Below are 14,887 nucleotides of genomic sequence, written 5' to 3' on the forward strand. Positions count from 1 at the left end.
CACTCCAGGCGTCAGTTCGACGCCGGCGTGTGCTGCTCGGCGGCCAGGCAGAGATCGGCCCAGGCACGGGCCTTGTCGGCCGGATTGCGCAGCAGGTAGGCCGGGTGGTAGGTGGCGACCACCGAGGCGCCCTCGACGCCTTCCAGCGGCACCGCGCGCCCGCGCAGCTTGCCCAGCGGGTCGCCGCTGCGCATCAGGCTCTGCGCGGCCAGCGGGCCCATGGCCAGAACGACGCGCGGGGCGATCGCCGCCGCGTGCTCGCCGAAGGCTTCGTCCATGGCGCGGGGGCTGCCGGGCTGGCCGATGGCCACGCCGCGGTGGGTGCGCATGAGATGCACAGGCGTGCTGCCGTCGTGCAGCTTCAGGGCGCGCAGCATGTTGTCGAGCAGGCGGCCGGCATCGCCCGCGAAGGGGTCGCCGTGGCGGCCGTCGGCCTCGGGCGGCATGTCGGCGACGACCAGCCAGCCGCCCTGCACGGAGTCGGCGGCGCCGGCATCGGCATAGAGGCGGCAGGGCGCTTCGACCAGCACGGCCGCGCCCTGGGTGACCGGCGCGGCGGCACGGGGAGCCGGCGCAGGAGCCTGCACCGGCGCGGCGACGGGCCTCGCGGCGGGCGGCGGCGGTGCGGCCACGGGCATATCGGCTTCGGGGCGTTCGTCGACGACGGGCAAATCCTGCTCGACCGGCGCGGGAGCCTCGGGCGCGGCAGCCACTTCGGCCGCCTCGGGCACGGGCCACCAGACCTTCACGCCCATCTCGTCGAGCATGGCGCGCTGGCGGGCGTCCAGCCTCAGCGTCTGCACCGCGGCGCTCATCGCAGGCCTCCCCAGGCGGTGGAGCTTTCGTTCAGGCGCAGGCTCATGACGACAGCGTCCTCGCGTTTGCCGTCGTGCGCCGGGTAGTAGCCCTTGCGCACGCCGACGCTGCGGAAGCCCTGGCGCAGGTAGATGTCGAGCGCGCGCTGGTTGCTCTGGCGCACTTCGAGCCAGAGCCACTGCGCGCCCTCGGCGCGCGACCAGCCGCCCAGCGCCTCGAGCATGAGCGGCGCCCAGCCCTGGCGCTGGAAGGCCGGCGCCACGGTGATGTTCAGCAGGTGCACCTCGTCGACGCCCTTCATGGCGACGAAGTAGCCGATCAGCGTCTCGCCCAGCTGCGTGACCGGCGAAGTCACGCCCGGCGCCACGCCGGGGGCCAGCAGGCACTGGCAGTGGTAGCCCACGGCCATGGAATCGGTGAAGTTGGCGCGCGTCCAGGGGTGGCTGTAGGCCGTCTGCTCGACCGCGCAGACGGCATCGATCCGCTCGACGGTGAGCGGTTCGAGGCGGGCTTCGACGGGCTGGAGGACGGCGCTCATGCGAGGGTGACTAGCGTGCTGCGGCGGCAGCCTTGATGGCGGCGCGCTCTTCGGTGGTTTGCGCCACTTTATCGCGAACGTAGAGCGGCCAGGCCTGCGCGGCCGGCACGGTGCGCCCGGCGGCGAGCAGCGCGGGCGCCAGCCGCAGCATGGCGGCGGCCATCGGCAGCGCCTCGTGGCGGGCCGCGGCAGGGGCCAAGCGCGCGCCGTAGGCGGCGAAGGCATTGCCGGCGAGCGCCCAGCCGGCGGGCACTTCGAGTTCCTCGGGGGCCAGCAGCAGCGGCTCCTCGCCGCCTTCGGGCTGGCCGAGCGGGCCGTGCGCCGCGAAGTCGTAGCGCGCGGCGTAGACCTGCTCCATGCGCGCATCCAGCGCCGCCACCACCTGCTGCGCACCGAAGGCGTGGCGCGCTTCGTCGGCCACCGCGAGCAGGGTGTCGACCGGCAGCAGCGGCACCTTGGCGCCGTAGGCCAGGCCCTGCGCCACCGAGCAGGCGGTGCGCAGCCCGGTGAAGGAGCCCGGGCCGCGGCCGAAGGCGATGGCGTCGAGCTCGGCCAGCGCAAGGCCGGCTTCTCCCAGCAGCTGCCGGATCACGGGAAGAAGGGTGCTGGAGGCCTGCGCGCCGCCGGCGCCGTCGTGCGACAGGAGCCTGTCGCCATGCAGCACGGCCACGGACAGGTGTTCGGTGCTGGTGTCGAAGGCGAGCAGCTTGGGCGGGACGGGAGACATCCCTGCGATTATCGAGCGCCGGGCAATTCCGAAGCCCCGCCTGCGGTATCGGCAGCTTTCCCGCCGTCGGCATCGTCGCTGCGCAGGATCGCCAGCCCCGCCCGGCGCAGCGGCACCAGCGCCGCTGCCGGCGCCTGCGGCGAGACCAGCAGCGTGCCGGCCGATGCCACCGGATTGACCACCCAGGCCGACGCCGCGCCGATCTTCTCCGACGAGGCCATCACCACCGTCTCGGCCGCCGAGGCCATCAGCGCGCGCTTGATCTCGGCCTCTTCCAGGTCGCCGGTGGTCAGGCCGGCCTCGGCGTGCACGCCGGTGACGCCCATGAAGTAGGTGTCGGCGTGGATGCGCGAGATGGCCGCCATCGCCGCCGAGCCCACCGCGACCATCGAATGCCGGAAGAGCCGCCCGCCGATCAGCACCACCTCGATGCCCGCGTGCGAGGCCAGCTCCACCGCCACCGACGGGCTGTGCGTGACCACCGTGGCCCGCAGGCTCGCCGGCAGGTGGCGCGCCATCTGCACGGCGGTGGTGCCGCCGTCGATGAACACCACCTGCCCTGGCTTCACCAGGCGCGCGGCGGCACGGCCGATGGCGATTTTTTCGTCGGGCACGAGCTGCTGGCGGCCGGCGAAGTCGGCCTCGGCCGCCGCCAGCGGCAGCGCGCCGCCGTGCACGCGCTGCAGGAGGCCCTCGGCCGCCAGCTCGCGCAGGTCGCGGCGGATGGTGTCTTCCGACAGGCCGAGTTCCTCGCTGAGCGACTTGGCGACGACGTTGCCGTCGCGCCGCAGGACCGAGAGGATGTGTTGCTTGCGCTGGCTGGTGAGCATCCGGCGATGGTATCGGCCGCCGCGGCCTTTTGCACGATTTTTCTTGTTATTGCACGAACATGCACATATGCTCGGCGCCATGACCATCCACGACCGCGTCCGGGTGCACGAAGTCACCCTGCTTTCCGACAACTGGTACACGCTGCGCACCACCGCCTTCGACTGGCGCCGCAACGACGGCCAGTGGCAGCGCATGCACCGCGAGACCTACGACCGCGGCAACGGCGCCACGCTGCTGCCCTACAACCTGCAGCGGCGCACGGTGCTGCTCACGCGCCAGTTCCGCTACCCGGCCTTCGTCAACGGGCACGACGACCTGCTGATCGAGGCCGCCGCCGGCCTGCTGGACGACGCGGCGCCCGAGGAGCGAATCCGCGCCGAGGTCGAGGAAGAGCTCGGCTACCGGCTCGGCGAGGTGCGCAAGGTCTTCGAGTGCTTCATGAGCCCGGGCTCGGTCACCGAGAAGCTGCATTTCTTCGTCGCGCCCTACGAGTCGTCGATGCGCGTCGGCGAAGGCGGCGGGCTGGCCGAGGAAGGCGAGGACATCGAGGTGCTCGAACCCGGCATCGACGAGGCGCTGGCCATGGTGGCCGACGGCCGCATCGCGGACGCCAAGACTGTGATGCTGCTGTATCACGCGAAGCTGCACGTTTTCCCGCCGGGATAATCGGCGGATGCCCTTCGACTTCCGCCGCGCCGCCTGCGCCCTGATCTTCACGACGCTGGCCCCGGCCGGCGCGTTCGCCCAACAACAGGCTCCGCAAGCCCTCCCCACCCAGGTCGAAGCCGCCCTCGCCCGCGCCAAGGTGCCGCGCGAGTCGGTGACCATGCTGGTCGCCGAGGCCGACGGCACGCGCCAGCCGCGCCTGGCCTGGCGCACGCAGGCGCAGGTGAACCCGGCGTCGATCATGAAGCTGGTGACCACCTACGCCGCGCTCGACCTGCTGGGCGCCGCCTACAGCTGGACCACCCCGGTCTACGTCGACGGCACGGTGAACAACGGCGTGCTCAACGGAAACCTCTACATCAAGGGCCAGGGCGACCCCAAGCTGGTGCTGGAGCGCGTGTGGCTGCTGCTGCGCCACGTGCAGGGGCTGGGCATCACCACGGTGAGCGGCGACATCGTCCTCGACCGCAGCGCCTTCGAGACCACGGTGGAGGGCGACCCTTCTGCCTTCGACGGCGAGCCGCTGCGCCCCTACAACGCCTCGCCCGACGCGCTGCTGGTGAACTTCAAGTCGGTCAACATGACTTTCGCGCCCGACCGCGCCGGCCAGATCGCGCGCGTGAGCTACGAGCCCCCGCTGGCCAGCGTGGCGATGCCGCAGACCGTGGCGATCGTGCCCGGCGAATGCGGCGACTGGCGCGGCACGCTGCGCGCCGACTTCTCCGACGTGAACCGCATCCGCTTCAACGGCGGCTTTCCCAGCGGCTGCGGCGAGAAGAGCTGGGCCGTGGCCTACGGCGATCCGCGCACCTACGCCATGCGCGCCATCGGCGGCATGTGGGCCGAGATGGGCGGGCGGGTGGGCGGGCAGATGCGCGAGGGCCGCGTGCCGGCGGGGCTGAAGCCGGCCTTCGAGTTCGAGTCGCCGCCGCTGGCCGAGGTGATCCGCGACGTCAACAAGTACAGCAACAACGTGATGGCGCAGCAGCTGTTCCTCACCATCGGGCTCGCGCAGAAGAACCGCGGCACCTTCGAAGCCTCGCGCGCGGCCATGGGCCAGTGGTGGCGCGATCGCATCGGCACGGGCGAGGCGCAGCCGGTGTTCGAGAACGGCTCGGGCCTGTCGCGCGACGAGCGCATCAGCGCAGCCGCGCTGGGCAAGATGCTGCAGGTGGCATGGCGCTCGCCGGTGATGCCGGAGCTGATGTCCTCGCTGCCGGCCATGGGCGTGGACGGCACGCTGAAGAGGCGCTCGCTGCGCTCCGGCGGCTCGGCGCACCTGAAGACCGGCACGCTGCGCGACGCCTCGGGCGTGGCCGGCTACGTGGACGGCGCCAGCGGACGCCGCTACGTGCTCGTGGCCATCGCCAACGGCGAGAACGCCGGGGCCGCGCGCGCGGCCTTCGACGCGCTGGTCGACTGGGCCTCGCAGGACAACTGAAGGCCGGCCGCCGGCCTGCTGCCGGCTCCCGGTGCTGTGTACTGAAGTCTTCTGAGGGCAAACGCCCGCTTGCGCGCGGACATGCCGCTGCCCAGAATCGGACGGTCGTTCGATTCCATACAAGCCAGACGCCTCGCCGGCGCAGGAGACATGCCTTGAACCAGCCGCACCGCCAGCCCTCCAGCCCCATGCGCAAGAAGACCGCCGCCTTCACGGCCGTCGCAAGCGCCGCGACCCTGCTGCTGCTCGCCGCCTGCGGCGGTGGTGGCGGGGGCGGAGGAGGCATCGGCATCGGGGTGGGCGTTCCGCCGTCCGCGGCCGACAACGGCCGGGGCTCGGTGGTCACCGACCCGCCCGAGAAGACGGCCGCCCTGACGGCCAGCCAGTTCACCGCCAGCCTGCAGGCCAGCGACCAGGGCAAGGCCCTGCTGCAGGTGGCGGGCACACCCAAGTGCGGCGTGGACCTGCGCTACCTCGAATACCGCACCATCGGCGCGAAGAACGAGGCCACCAACGCCACCGCCGCGATCATGGTGCCCACCGGCTCCGACGTGGCCTGCAGCGGCCAGCGCCCGGTCGTGCTCTATGCCCACGGCACCACCGCCGCCAAGGCCTACAACCTGGCCAAGTGGACCGACAGCACCCAGGCCGCCGCCGGCGAGGGCCTGATGGTCGCCGCCATGTTCGCGGCGCAGGGCTACATCGTGGTGGCGCCCAACTACGCGGGCTACGACAAGTCGACGCTGCCCTATCACCCGTACCTCGACGGCGACCAGCAGGGCAAGGACATGGTCGATGCGCTCACCGCGGCGCGCAAGACCTTCTCGGGCATCGGCGCGAACGACGCCGGTTCGCTCTTCATCACCGGCTACTCGCAGGGCGGCTACGTGGCGATGGCGGCGCACCGCGAGATGCAGGCCAACGGCAAGCCGGTGACAGCCTCGGCGCCGCTGTCTGCGCCCTCGGCCATCAGCCTGCTGAGCGACTACACCTACCTGGGCTGGCCAGCGCTGGGCGCCACGCTGTTCGTGCCGCTGCTGTCGACCAGCTGGCAGCAGCAGTTCGGCAACGTCTACGGCTCGACCAGCGACGTGTACGAGGCCCAGTACGCGAGCGGCATCGACACGCTGCTGCCGAGCGCATCGCCCGGCACGCTGTTCTCCAGCGGCAAGCTGCCGCAGCTCGCGCTGTTCCCGGCGGACGCCAAGCCGGGGCCGGTGAGCCCGGAGCTTTCGATCTTCTACGGCCTCAACAACCTCATCAAGCAGAGCTTCCTCACGCAGGCGGCCGGCGACATCCAGGGCAACCCCTGCCCCGGCAACGCGCTGCCGCCGACGGCCGCTTCGCTGAGCACCACCTCGCCGCTGGACTGCAAACCCTCCACGGGCTTCCGCAAGGCCGCCATCGCCAACGACCTGCGCAACTGGGTGCCGACCCGGCCCATGCTGATGTGCGGCGGCGCCAACGACCCGACGGTGAACTTCGTGAGCACCCGCGCCACTTCGGGCTACTTCCGCGCCAAGGGCATGCCCTCCAGCCTGCTGTCCGTGGTCGACCTGGAGGATTCGGCAGCCATCGACGCATACGCCACCGCCCGCGCCGGCTTCGCGCAGGCCAAGGCCCTGCTCGCGCAGAACACCTCGGGCAGCGCGTCGGACAAGGCCCAGGCCGTCACGCTCGCGTACCACGGCACGCTGGCGCCGCCGTTCTGCCTGGCATCGGCCCGTGGCTTCTTCCAGGGCGTGCTCGCAGCCGGAGGCTGAACGAAGAGCCCATTCCAGGAACACCGCGGAACCGGCTTTGCCGGGCCGCTGGTGTTGCCCCCTGCAAGGGGGTGGGCGGCCACACGAAGTGGGCAAGCCTGGGGGTTAGCCAGGTTTAAGCGGCCGACGCTCTTTGGAGGCGGTCTTTCACGCCTTCCCACTCGTGCGTGTCGGGCGGCGTCTCGACCCAGATCAGCTTCACGCCCTGCGCGTCGAACTCGCGCAGCACCGCGAAGAGCAGCTGTGCGCTGGCCGCCGCGTCGTCGGGCATGCGCCGCAGCAGCACGCGCTGCGAGCGGCTGCGCACCGCGGCGCGCGACCACACGGCGATGTGGGCGGCGTTCGCGCCGAGCACGTCGAGGCCGGTCTGGATCGACTTGGCGTCCATCAGCCGGACCTTGGCGTTCGGGGCGTAGTGGGCTTCCAGCGTGCCCGATGCGCGCGGGTCGGGCGTTTCGAGCACTTCGCGGTCGGCGAGCTTCTCGCCGCAGGCCGCCTCGATCTGCGCGCGCGTGATGAGGCCGGGGCGCAGCAGCACGGGCGCGCCGCGGCTGCAGTCGACGATGGTCGATTCGATGCCCACGTCGCAGGCTCCGCCATCGATCACCAGCAGCTCGTCGCCGAACTCGTCGTGCACGTGCTGCGCGGTGGTCGGGCTGACGCGGCCGAAGCGGTTGGCGCTGGGCCCCGCGAGGCCGGGCACGCCCTGCTCGGCGCAGGCTTCGAGCAGCGCCTGCGCAACGGGATGCGAGGGGCAGCGCAGGCCGATGGTGTCCTGCCCGCCGGCGGCAGCGGCGCCCACGCCGGGCTGGCGCGTGACGATCAGCGTGAGCGGCCCGGGCCAGAAGGCCTGCACCAGCTTCTGCGCGAAGTCCGGCAGCGGCTGGGCGAAGCGCGAGAGCGACTCGGTGCCCTTGGTGCCGGCCGCCACGTGCACGATCAGCGGATGGTCCGACGGCCGGCCCTTGGCTTCGAAGATGCCGGCCACCGCGGTGTCGCTGCTCGCGTCGGCGCCCAGGCCGTACACCGTCTCGGTCGGGAAGGCCACCAGCCCGCCCGCGCGCAGCACGCGCGCCGCCTCGGCAATGGCTTCGGGGGTGCTGCCGTCGAGGATCATGCGAGGTCGGCGGTGCTCACCGCCGGCAGGCCCAGCAGCAGCGCGGCCTGCGAGGCCGTGGCGCGCACCGCCTCGAGCGTGGCGCCGGTCAGCGTGAGGTGCCCCATCTTGCGGCCGCGGCGGGGTTCGATCTTTCCGTAGAGGTGCAGGTGGACGCCGGGCAGCGCGAGCACCTCGCTCCAGCGCGGCGAGACCGGCTTTTCGGACTTGCCGTCGGCACCGGCGGGAAACCACAGGTCGCCCAGCAGGTTGAGCATGATCGCCGGGCTGTGCTGGCGCGGCGCGGCCAGCGGCAGGCCGGCAAGGGTGCGCACCTGCAGTTCGAACTGCGACACGTCGCAGGCTTCCATGGTGTAGTGGCCGCTGTTGTGCGGACGCGGCGCCATCTCGTTGACGACCAGCGAGCCGTCGGCCAGCGCGAAGAACTCGACGCACAGCACGCCCACGTAGCCAAGGCCGTTGGCGATGCTCTTCGCCGAGTTGACGGCGCCCTGCGCCACGGTCTTGGGCATGTTCTGCGGGTGCACCTCGGTCACGGCGAGGATGCCGTCGCGGTGCAGGTTGCGCTGCGGCGGGAAGTGCACGATCTGGCCGTCGCGGCCGCGCGCGAGGATGACGGAGCACTCGAATTCGAGCGGCAGCATCTTCTCGAGCACGCAGGGCACGCAGCCCGTGGCCTGCCAGGCGTCGACGAGCTCATCGCGCGTCTTCACACGCTGCTGGCCCTTGCCGTCGTAGCCCAGGCGCGCGGTCTTGAGGATGCCGGGCAGCAGGTTGTCGTCGATGGCGGCAAGCTGCGCCGCCGTTTCGATCACGGCGTAGGGCGCGCAGGGCACGCCGCAACGGGTGAAGTGCGCCTTCTCGGCGATGCGGTCCTGAGCGATGGCGATGGCCGGCGCGGCGGGCGACACCGGGCGCGCCACCGCGAGATGCTCCAGCGAGGGCGCGGGCACGTTCTCGAACTCGGTGGTCACCGCGTCGGCCAGGCCGGCAAGGCGAGCCAAGCCGTCGATGTCGTCGTAGTCGGTGTGGATGTGGTGGTGGCTCACGCGGCCGGCGGGGCTGTCGGTGTCGGGGTCGAGCACCGCCGTGAAGTAGCCCATGCGCTGGGCGGCGTGGACGAACATGCGCCCCAGCTGGCCGCCGCCGAGCACGCCGAGCGTGGCGCCCGGGAGGATGGGCAGGTCGCCGTTCTTGCTGCTCACAGGGCACCTCCGCCTTGCGGCGAGAAAGGAGACACGGGGGGAGCCGCTTCGCCGGCGGGGGCCGGGGGGCAGCGTCATGGCTTCGGCGGCGGCCGTCTGCGCGGCACGGAAGGCGTCGAGCTTCGCGCGCAGCGCGGGGTCGTTCACCGCCAGCATCGACACCGCGAACAGCGCCGCGTTGGCCGCGCCGGCGTTGCCGATGGCGAAGGTGGCGACCGGCACGCCCTTTGGCATCTGCACGATGCTGTAAAGCGAATCGACGCCCTGCAGGTGGCGGCTGGCCACCGGAACGCCGAGCACCGGCACCGTGGTTTTCGAGGCCAGCATGCCCGGCAGGTGGGCCGCGCCGCCCGCGCCGGCAATGATCGCGGCAAGGCCGCGCCCGGCGGCGCTTTCGGCATATTCGAAGAGCGTATCGGGCATCCGGTGGGCCGAGACCACCCTGGCTTCGTGCCCGATTCCGAATTGCTGGAGAATCTCGACCGCGTTGCGCATCGTCTCCCAATCGGAGTTCGAGCCCATCACTACACCGACCTGAATGGTTTCGTTCATGGTTTCAATTTTACGTTTCACCCCCAGCTGGTTCCGATGATCGACATCACTCTCGAAAATTTCCAGGCCGAACTGATCGAAGCCTCGGTCGCCACGCCGGTGCTGCTGGACATCTGGGCCGAATGGTGCGGCCCCTGCAAGCAGCTCGGCCCGGTGCTCGAAAAGCTCGAGGTCGAGTACGGCGGCCGCTTCACGCTGGCCAAGCTCGACGCCGACAAGGTGCCGCAGATTTCCTCGCAGCTGTCGGAGATGTTCGGCGTACGCAGCATCCCGTTCTGCGTGATGTTCAAGGACGGCCAGCCGGTGGACGGCTTCGTCGGCGCCATCCCGGCCGACAAGGTCCGCGAATTCCTCGACAAGCACGTGCCCGGCGCCGACGAGGCCGAGGCCGCCTCCGAGGAAGCCGCCGCGCAGGAAGCGCTGGCCGGCGGCGACACCCAGGGCGCGCTCGAGAAGCTGCAGCACGCGGTGGCCACCGACCCGGCCAACGACGACGCCCGCTTCGACTACGTGAAGCTGCTGCTGCAGGAAGGCCGCATCGACGATGCCAAGGTGGCCTTCGCCCCGGTGATCGCCAAGACCTCGCTGGTGCGCCGCTTCGACGCGCTGCAGCGGTGGATGGATGCTATCGATTTCGCAGCACCGCCCACCGGCGCCGCGCCCTCGGTCGCCGATTTCGACGCGAAGATCGCCGCCAACAAGCGCGACTTCGACGCCCGCTTCGGCCGCGCCCGCCTGCTCATGGCCGAGCAGCTCTGGACCGACGCCATGGACGAGCTGCTCGACATCCTGATGCGCGACAAGACCTGGAGCGAGGACCTCGCCCGCAAGACCTACATCGCCATCCTGGACATCATCGAGCCGCCGAAGGTGAAGGTGGCCGACGGGCAGATCCCGCCGGACGATCCGGTGGTGGCGAGCTACCGCCGCCGGCTCAGCAGCATCGTGCTGAGCTGACTTTCCTGCAGACCTTCCACGAAAGCGGCCTACGGGCCGCTTTTTTCATGGCTTGGCGACCTGGGAGCGGCATTGGCGGGCCAGGCGCCGTCGCATACGATCACGCCCGATTCAACTTGTTGCAGATGCAAAAAGGAACACTGGCCATGCGCTCCTTCGCCCGCCGCACCGCGCTCTTCCCCGCCCTTGCCGCCACGGCGCTGCTGGCCACGCTGGCCGGTTGCGGCAGCGGCATCAGCCTCGACGAGCCGATCGAGGGTCCGGCCTGGCAACTGGCCCAGCTGGGCGATGAACCGGTGCAGCCGGGCAGCGGCGCCCAGGTGCAGTTCGACCGCAGCAGCGGGCGCGTGAGCGGCTCGGGCGGCTGCAACCGCATCTCCGGCACTTTCACGCGCACCGGGGTCACGCTGAAGATCGGCCAGCTGGCCTCCACCCGCATGGCCTGCACCGACCCGACGCGCGGCGCCAACGAGGCGCAGTTCATTTCCGCGCTGCAGAGCGCCGCGAGCTACCGGCTGGCCGGCCCGACCCGGCTGGCGCTGCTGGATGCCAGCGGGCGGACGGTGGCGCTGTTGAACAGCGGCGGGGGGCGCTGACGAGCCTCAGCCCGTCAGCCGCTCCAGCGCCTCGCGGTACTTGGCCGCCGTCTTCTCGATGACCTCGGCCGGCAGGCGCGGCGCCGGGGGCGTCTTGTCCCAGGGCTTGCCGTTGATCTTGGTGGCCTCGAGCCAGTCGCGCACGAACTGCTTGTCGTAGCTCGGCGGATTCGCGCCGGACGCCAGCGCGGCCTGGTAGCCCTCGACGGGCCAGTAGCGCGAGCTGTCGGGGGTGAGCACTTCGTCCATCAGCACCAGGGTGCCGTTCTCGTCGAGGCCGAACTCGAACTTGGTGTCGGCAATGATCATTCCCTTGGCCAGGGCGATCTGCGCGGCGGTCTCGTAGATGGCGATGCTGGTCTCGCGGATCTGCTGCGCGAGCTTGGGGCCGACGATCTCGACCACGCGCTCGTAGCTGATGTTCTCGTCGTGCTCCCCGGCCGCGGCCTTGGCGGCGGGCGTGAAGATGGGGCGCGGCAGCTTGCTCGCGTTGGTCAGGCCCTCGGGCAGCGGCACGCCGCAGACCGAGCGGCTTTCCTGGTATTCCTTCCAGCCGCTGCCGGCCAGGTAGCCGCGCACCACGGCCTCGACCGGGATCGGCTTCAGGCGCTTGACCAGCATCGAGCGGCCGGTGACCTGCGGCACCTCGGCCTCGGTGACCACGCTCTCGGGCGCCTCGCCGGTCAGGTGGTTGGGGCAGAGCTGGCCGAGGCGGTCGAACCACCACAGGGCCATCTTCGTGAGGATCTCGCCCTTGCCGGGGATGGGCTCGCCCATGATCACGTCGAAGGCGCTGAGCCGGTCGCTCGCGACCATCAGGATGCGGTCTTCGCCGACGGCGTAGTTGTCGCGCACCTTGCCGCGCGCAAGCAGGGGCAGGCTCTGGATGGAGGAGGTGTGGACGGTGGTCATGGGAGCAACGGCAAATGCAGTGAGAAACGTGGGGACGGTGAAAGCGGATTGTGCGCGCAGAAAAAGCCACCGCGAACGGTGGCCTTCGGATCAGCGGGAAGTGATCAGATGACTTCCTGCGCGAGTTCGCCCTTGGCGTACTTGGCGGCGACCACCTGCAGCGTGTCGCCCTTGATCTTGGCGCCCTGGCCTTCGCAGCCGAATTCGATGTAGCGCTGCTTGCAGATCTGCTTGGCGGCCTCGCGCGCGGGCTTGAGCCACTCGCGGGCGTCGAACTTCTCGGGGTTCTCGAACAGGAACTTGCGCACCGCGCCGGTCATGGCCAGGCGGATGTCGGTGTCGATGTTGATCTTGCGCACGCCGTACTTGATGGCTTCCTGGATTTCCTCGACGGGCACGCCGTAGGTTTCCTTCATGTTGCCGCCGTACTTGCGGATGATCTCCAGCAGGTCCTGCGGCACCGACGACGAGCCGTGCATCACCAGGTGGGTGTTGGGCAGGCGGGCGTGGATTTCCTTCACGCGCTGGATCGACAGGATGTCGCCCGTGGGCTTGCGGGTGAACTTGTAGGCGCCGTGGCTGGTGCCGATGGCGATGGCCAGCGCGTCGAGCTGCGTGGCCTTGACGAACTGGGCGGCTTCCTCGGGGTCTGTCAGCAGCGCGGAGTGGTCGAGCACGCCTTCGGCGCCGATGCCGTCTTCCTCGCCGGCCATGCCGGTCTCCAGCGAGCCCAGGCAGCCCAGCTCGCCCTCGACGGTCACGCCGACCTTGTGCGCCAGCTGCACCACCTTGCGGGTCACGTCGACGTTGTAGTCGAAGGAGGCGGGCGTCTTGCCGTCTTCATGCAGGGAGCCGTCCATCATGACGGAGGAGAAGCCGAGGTCGATGGCACCCTGGCAGATGGCCGGGCTCTGGCCGTGGTCCTGGTGCATGACCAGCGGGATGTTCGGGTACTGCTCGATGGCGGCCTGGATCAGGTGCTTGATGAAGGCCTCGCCGGCGTATTTGCGGGCGCCTGCGCTGGCCTGCAGGATGACGGGAGCGCCGGTTTCCTTGGCGGCCTCCATGACGGCCTGGACCTGTTCGAGGTTGTTGACGTTGAAGGCCGGAATGCCGTAGCCATTGGCTGCGGCATGGTCGAGCAGTTCGCGCATCGAGACGAGTGCCATGGGAAATACCTCGCGGGAAATTGGAAAAAGAAGAAGACGGAAAGGCGGGAAAAACTGCCGTAATTCTACCGAGCACCCTTGTGGGACAGGACCGACGCCAGCCCGAGGAAATCCATGACAGGCGGCAGCACCGGCCCGCCCAGCCACTGGATGGGCCTGGCGAAGGCGCCGATCAGCGTCACGTGGCTCAGGTCGTCGAACAGCCTGACCTCGACCGGTACGCCCGCCGCGCGCAGCGCCGCGGCCATCTGCCCCGTGTTGCGGTCGGGATAGACCAGCTCGTCCTTCGACGCCGCCATGAGCAGGGCGCGCGGCGACCCGGACGTGACGTGCGCCAGCGGCTGCGAATCGCGCGGCGTGTCCGGCCAGTTGAAGGCCACCTGCGCCTGCGGGTCGCCGATGGGTAGGAAGTCGTAGGGGCCCGCAAGGCCGATCCAGCCCGCGAGCTGCTTCGGGCTGGCTCCCAGTTCCCCGAGCCAGCGCCCGTCGAGCGCCACCATCGCGGCGTTGTAGCCGCCCGAGCTGTGGCCCATGACGTACACCCGCTTCGGATCGGCGCCCAGCCGGGCCGCGTTGTCGAGCGCCCATTTGGTGGCCAGCGCGCTGTCGCGCACGAACGCCGGGTAGGTGAAGGCCGGCGAGAGCCCGTAGTCGGGCACCACCACCACGGCGCCCCGCGCGGCCAGGGCCTCGCCGACGAACCGGTAGCTGGCGCGGTCGCCGTTCGTCCAGGTGCCGCCGTAGAAGAACACGACCAGCGGCCGGGCGCCCGGCGCCGGCTGCACGGACGGCAGCGGCCGGTACACGTCGAGCAGCTGGCGCGGCGCCTCGCCGTAGGCGATGCCGCCCTGGAACCGGTAGGTGTCGGTGGGCACCAGTCCGTTGAGCACCTTGACCGGCGAACAGGCCGAAAGCAATGCGGAGGCAAGGGCAAGGGCAAGGGCGAGGACGAAGGCGCCGCGGCGCCGGAGAAATGACGCGGAGGAGGGAGGAATCATCCGTGCTGTACGCAGACAGCCGCGCGCCGGTTTCGTCAGATCGGCAGCTGCGTGGTCGAAAGCACCTGCTTGAGCACGATGAAAGTGCGGATCTGCCGCACCCCCGGCAGGTACAGCAGCTGCTCGGCGTGCAGGCGGTTGAAGCTGTCGTTGTCGCGGGTGCGCACGAGCATGAAATAGTCGAATTCGCCGGACACCACGTGGCATTCCAGGCAGCCCGAGACCTTCTGCGCGGCCTTCTCGAAGTCGGAGAAGGAGTCGGGCGTGGAGCGGTCGAGCACCACGCCGATCATCACCAGCATGCTGGCGTCGAGCGCGTCGGGGTCGAGCAGCGCGACGATGCCCTTGATGAGGCCCGCCGCCTTGAGTCGCTCCACGCGGCGCAGGCAGGCGGCCGGGCTCAGGTTGACCTTGGCGGCCAGCGCCACGTTCGACAGCGAGGCGTCGCGCTGCATGGTGCGCAGGATGGCGCGGTCGGTGCGGTCGAGCCCCGGGGTGTCACGCAATTTTGTTGTGCTCATCTTGTCTTGGTCAGAATGAAAGCATTTACCTTCTCGATATTGCCTCTTTTTCTCTGACGAATCCAACAAACTTCGCAA

Annotated in this window: 15 protein-coding genes and 1 pseudogene; 5 read left to right on the forward strand and 11 right to left on the reverse strand. The window is 70.3% G+C overall.

Going from position 1 to position 14,887, the window contains the following annotated elements:
• Nucleotides 1-11: 11 nt before the first annotated feature.
• From ACHMXA_RS02035 to ACHMXA_RS02050, 4 genes are read right to left on the reverse strand one after another with little or no spacing between them, the layout of a single operon-like run.
• Nucleotides 12-815 (reverse strand): uracil-DNA glycosylase family protein, encoded by an 804-nt coding sequence (locus tag ACHMXA_RS02035; protein ID WP_395318054.1) that lies wholly within the window; start codon nucleotides 813-815, stop codon nucleotides 12-14.
• Nucleotides 812-1,354 (reverse strand): ribosomal protein S18-alanine N-acetyltransferase, encoded by a 543-nt coding sequence (rimI, locus tag ACHMXA_RS02040; RefSeq protein WP_395318056.1) that lies wholly within the window; start codon nucleotides 1,352-1,354, stop codon nucleotides 812-814. The genes ACHMXA_RS02035 and rimI overlap by 4 nt, the downstream gene beginning before the upstream one ends.
• A gap of 10 nt (nucleotides 1,355-1,364) precedes the next feature.
• The gene (gene tsaB / locus ACHMXA_RS02045) at nucleotides 1,365-2,081 is read right to left on the reverse strand and encodes a tRNA (adenosine(37)-N6)-threonylcarbamoyltransferase complex dimerization subunit type 1 TsaB (protein ID WP_395318058.1); all 717 of its coding nucleotides are present in this window, start codon (nucleotides 2,079-2,081) and stop codon (nucleotides 1,365-1,367) included.
• 8 nt (nucleotides 2,082-2,089) lie between these two features.
• Nucleotides 2,090-2,911, reverse strand: coding sequence for a DeoR/GlpR family DNA-binding transcription regulator (locus tag ACHMXA_RS02050; protein ID WP_395318060.1), 822 nt, complete (start codon nucleotides 2,909-2,911; stop codon nucleotides 2,090-2,092).
• A 79-nt stretch (nucleotides 2,912-2,990) separates the two neighbouring features.
• On the opposite strand from ACHMXA_RS02050, the gene ACHMXA_RS02055 reads away from it, so the two are divergent.
• From ACHMXA_RS02055 to ACHMXA_RS02065, 3 genes are all read left to right on the forward strand, one after another.
• Nucleotides 2,991-3,578, forward strand: coding sequence for a GDP-mannose pyrophosphatase (locus ACHMXA_RS02055; RefSeq protein WP_395318062.1), 588 nt, complete (start codon nucleotides 2,991-2,993; stop codon nucleotides 3,576-3,578).
• Between the two features lie 7 nt (nucleotides 3,579-3,585).
• A complete protein-coding gene (gene dacB, locus ACHMXA_RS02060) occupies nucleotides 3,586-5,019 on the forward strand; it encodes a D-alanyl-D-alanine carboxypeptidase/D-alanyl-D-alanine-endopeptidase (protein WP_395318064.1) in 1,434 nt (477 codons plus the stop codon).
• Between the two features lie 155 nt (nucleotides 5,020-5,174).
• Nucleotides 5,175-6,782: an alpha/beta hydrolase family protein gene (locus ACHMXA_RS02065; RefSeq protein ID WP_395318066.1), complete on the forward strand. Its 1,608-nt coding sequence runs from the start codon at nucleotides 5,175-5,177 to the stop codon at nucleotides 6,780-6,782.
• Between the two features lie 115 nt (nucleotides 6,783-6,897).
• On the opposite strand, the gene ACHMXA_RS02070 is transcribed toward ACHMXA_RS02065, so the two are convergent.
• From ACHMXA_RS02070 to purE, 3 genes and pseudogenes are all read right to left on the reverse strand, one after another.
• Nucleotides 6,898-7,899: an L-threonylcarbamoyladenylate synthase gene (locus ACHMXA_RS02070; protein WP_395318068.1), complete on the reverse strand. Its 1,002-nt coding sequence runs from the start codon at nucleotides 7,897-7,899 to the stop codon at nucleotides 6,898-6,900.
• Nucleotides 7,896-9,104 carry a 5-(carboxyamino)imidazole ribonucleotide synthase gene (locus ACHMXA_RS02075; protein WP_395321205.1) on the reverse strand — a complete coding sequence of 403 codons (1,209 nt, stop codon included), beginning with the start codon at nucleotides 9,102-9,104 and terminating at the stop codon, nucleotides 7,896-7,898. Before ACHMXA_RS02075 ends, ACHMXA_RS02070 begins: the two co-directional genes overlap by 4 nt.
• Before the next feature lie 147 nt (nucleotides 9,105-9,251).
• Nucleotides 9,252-9,656, reverse strand: a pseudogene (gene purE, locus ACHMXA_RS02080) (5-(carboxyamino)imidazole ribonucleotide mutase); the annotation flags it as partial.
• Between the two features lie 36 nt (nucleotides 9,657-9,692).
• Between purE and ACHMXA_RS02085 the strand changes: the two are divergent.
• Together ACHMXA_RS02085 and ACHMXA_RS02090 are read left to right on the forward strand one after the other, a co-directional pair.
• Nucleotides 9,693-10,613, forward strand: coding sequence for a tetratricopeptide repeat protein (locus ACHMXA_RS02085; protein ID WP_395318070.1), 921 nt, complete (start codon nucleotides 9,693-9,695; stop codon nucleotides 10,611-10,613).
• Between the two features lie 146 nt (nucleotides 10,614-10,759).
• On the forward strand, nucleotides 10,760-11,209 hold the full coding sequence (locus ACHMXA_RS02090) for an META domain-containing protein (protein ID WP_395318072.1): 450 nt from the start codon (nucleotides 10,760-10,762) through the stop codon (nucleotides 11,207-11,209).
• A 6-nt stretch (nucleotides 11,210-11,215) separates the two neighbouring features.
• Here ACHMXA_RS02090 and ACHMXA_RS02095 read toward each other — a convergent pair whose 3' ends face one another.
• From ACHMXA_RS02095 to ACHMXA_RS02110, 4 genes are all read right to left on the reverse strand, one after another.
• The gene (locus ACHMXA_RS02095; RefSeq protein WP_395318074.1) at nucleotides 11,216-12,121 is read right to left on the reverse strand and encodes a phosphoribosylaminoimidazolesuccinocarboxamide synthase; all 906 of its coding nucleotides are present in this window, start codon (nucleotides 12,119-12,121) and stop codon (nucleotides 11,216-11,218) included.
• 104 nt (nucleotides 12,122-12,225) lie between these two features.
• On the reverse strand, nucleotides 12,226-13,290 hold the full coding sequence (gene fba, locus ACHMXA_RS02100; protein ID WP_395318076.1) for a class II fructose-bisphosphate aldolase: 1,065 nt from the start codon (nucleotides 13,288-13,290) through the stop codon (nucleotides 12,226-12,228).
• 65 nt (nucleotides 13,291-13,355) lie between these two features.
• Complete coding sequence (locus tag ACHMXA_RS02105; protein ID WP_395318078.1) at nucleotides 13,356-14,288, reverse strand: alpha/beta hydrolase; 933 nt, start codon at nucleotides 14,286-14,288, stop codon at nucleotides 13,356-13,358.
• Nucleotides 14,289-14,323: 35 nt separating this feature from the next.
• Complete coding sequence (locus ACHMXA_RS02110) at nucleotides 14,324-14,809, reverse strand: Lrp/AsnC family transcriptional regulator (protein ID WP_395318080.1); 486 nt, start codon at nucleotides 14,807-14,809, stop codon at nucleotides 14,324-14,326.
• Nucleotides 14,810-14,887 lie beyond the last annotated feature (78 nt).

The organism is Variovorax sp. UC74_104, from assembly GCF_044055375.1.
In the GTDB taxonomy this organism is placed as follows: Bacteria; Pseudomonadota; Gammaproteobacteria; order Burkholderiales; family Burkholderiaceae_C; genus Variovorax.

Coding starts and splice junctions, on each gene's coding strand:
- ACHMXA_RS02035 (WP_395318054.1), bottom strand. CDS start 815: ATGAGCGCCGCGGTGCAGACGCTGAGGCTGGACGCCCGCCAGCGCGCC.
- rimI (WP_395318056.1), bottom strand. CDS start 1,354: ATGAGCGCCGTCCTCCAGCCCGTCGAAGCCCGCCTCGAACCGCTCACC.
- tsaB (WP_395318058.1), bottom strand. CDS start 2,081: ATGTCTCCCGTCCCGCCCAAGCTGCTCGCCTTCGACACCAGCACCGAA.
- ACHMXA_RS02050 (WP_395318060.1), bottom strand. CDS start 2,911: ATGCTCACCAGCCAGCGCAAGCAACACATCCTCTCGGTCCTGCGGCGC.
- ACHMXA_RS02055 (WP_395318062.1), top strand. CDS start 2,991: ATGACCATCCACGACCGCGTCCGGGTGCACGAAGTCACCCTGCTTTCC.
- dacB (WP_395318064.1), top strand. CDS start 3,586: ATGCCCTTCGACTTCCGCCGCGCCGCCTGCGCCCTGATCTTCACGACG.
- ACHMXA_RS02070 (WP_395318068.1), bottom strand. CDS start 7,899: ATGATCCTCGACGGCAGCACCCCCGAAGCCATTGCCGAGGCGGCGCGC.
- ACHMXA_RS02085 (WP_395318070.1), top strand. CDS start 9,693: ATGATCGACATCACTCTCGAAAATTTCCAGGCCGAACTGATCGAAGCC.
- ACHMXA_RS02090 (WP_395318072.1), top strand. CDS start 10,760: ATGCGCTCCTTCGCCCGCCGCACCGCGCTCTTCCCCGCCCTTGCCGCC.
- ACHMXA_RS02095 (WP_395318074.1), bottom strand. CDS start 12,121: ATGACCACCGTCCACACCTCCTCCATCCAGAGCCTGCCCCTGCTTGCG.
- fba (WP_395318076.1), bottom strand. CDS start 13,290: ATGGCACTCGTCTCGATGCGCGAACTGCTCGACCATGCCGCAGCCAAT.
- ACHMXA_RS02105 (WP_395318078.1), bottom strand. CDS start 14,288: ATGATTCCTCCCTCCTCCGCGTCATTTCTCCGGCGCCGCGGCGCCTTC.
- ACHMXA_RS02110 (WP_395318080.1), bottom strand. CDS start 14,809: ATGAGCACAACAAAATTGCGTGACACCCCGGGGCTCGACCGCACCGAC.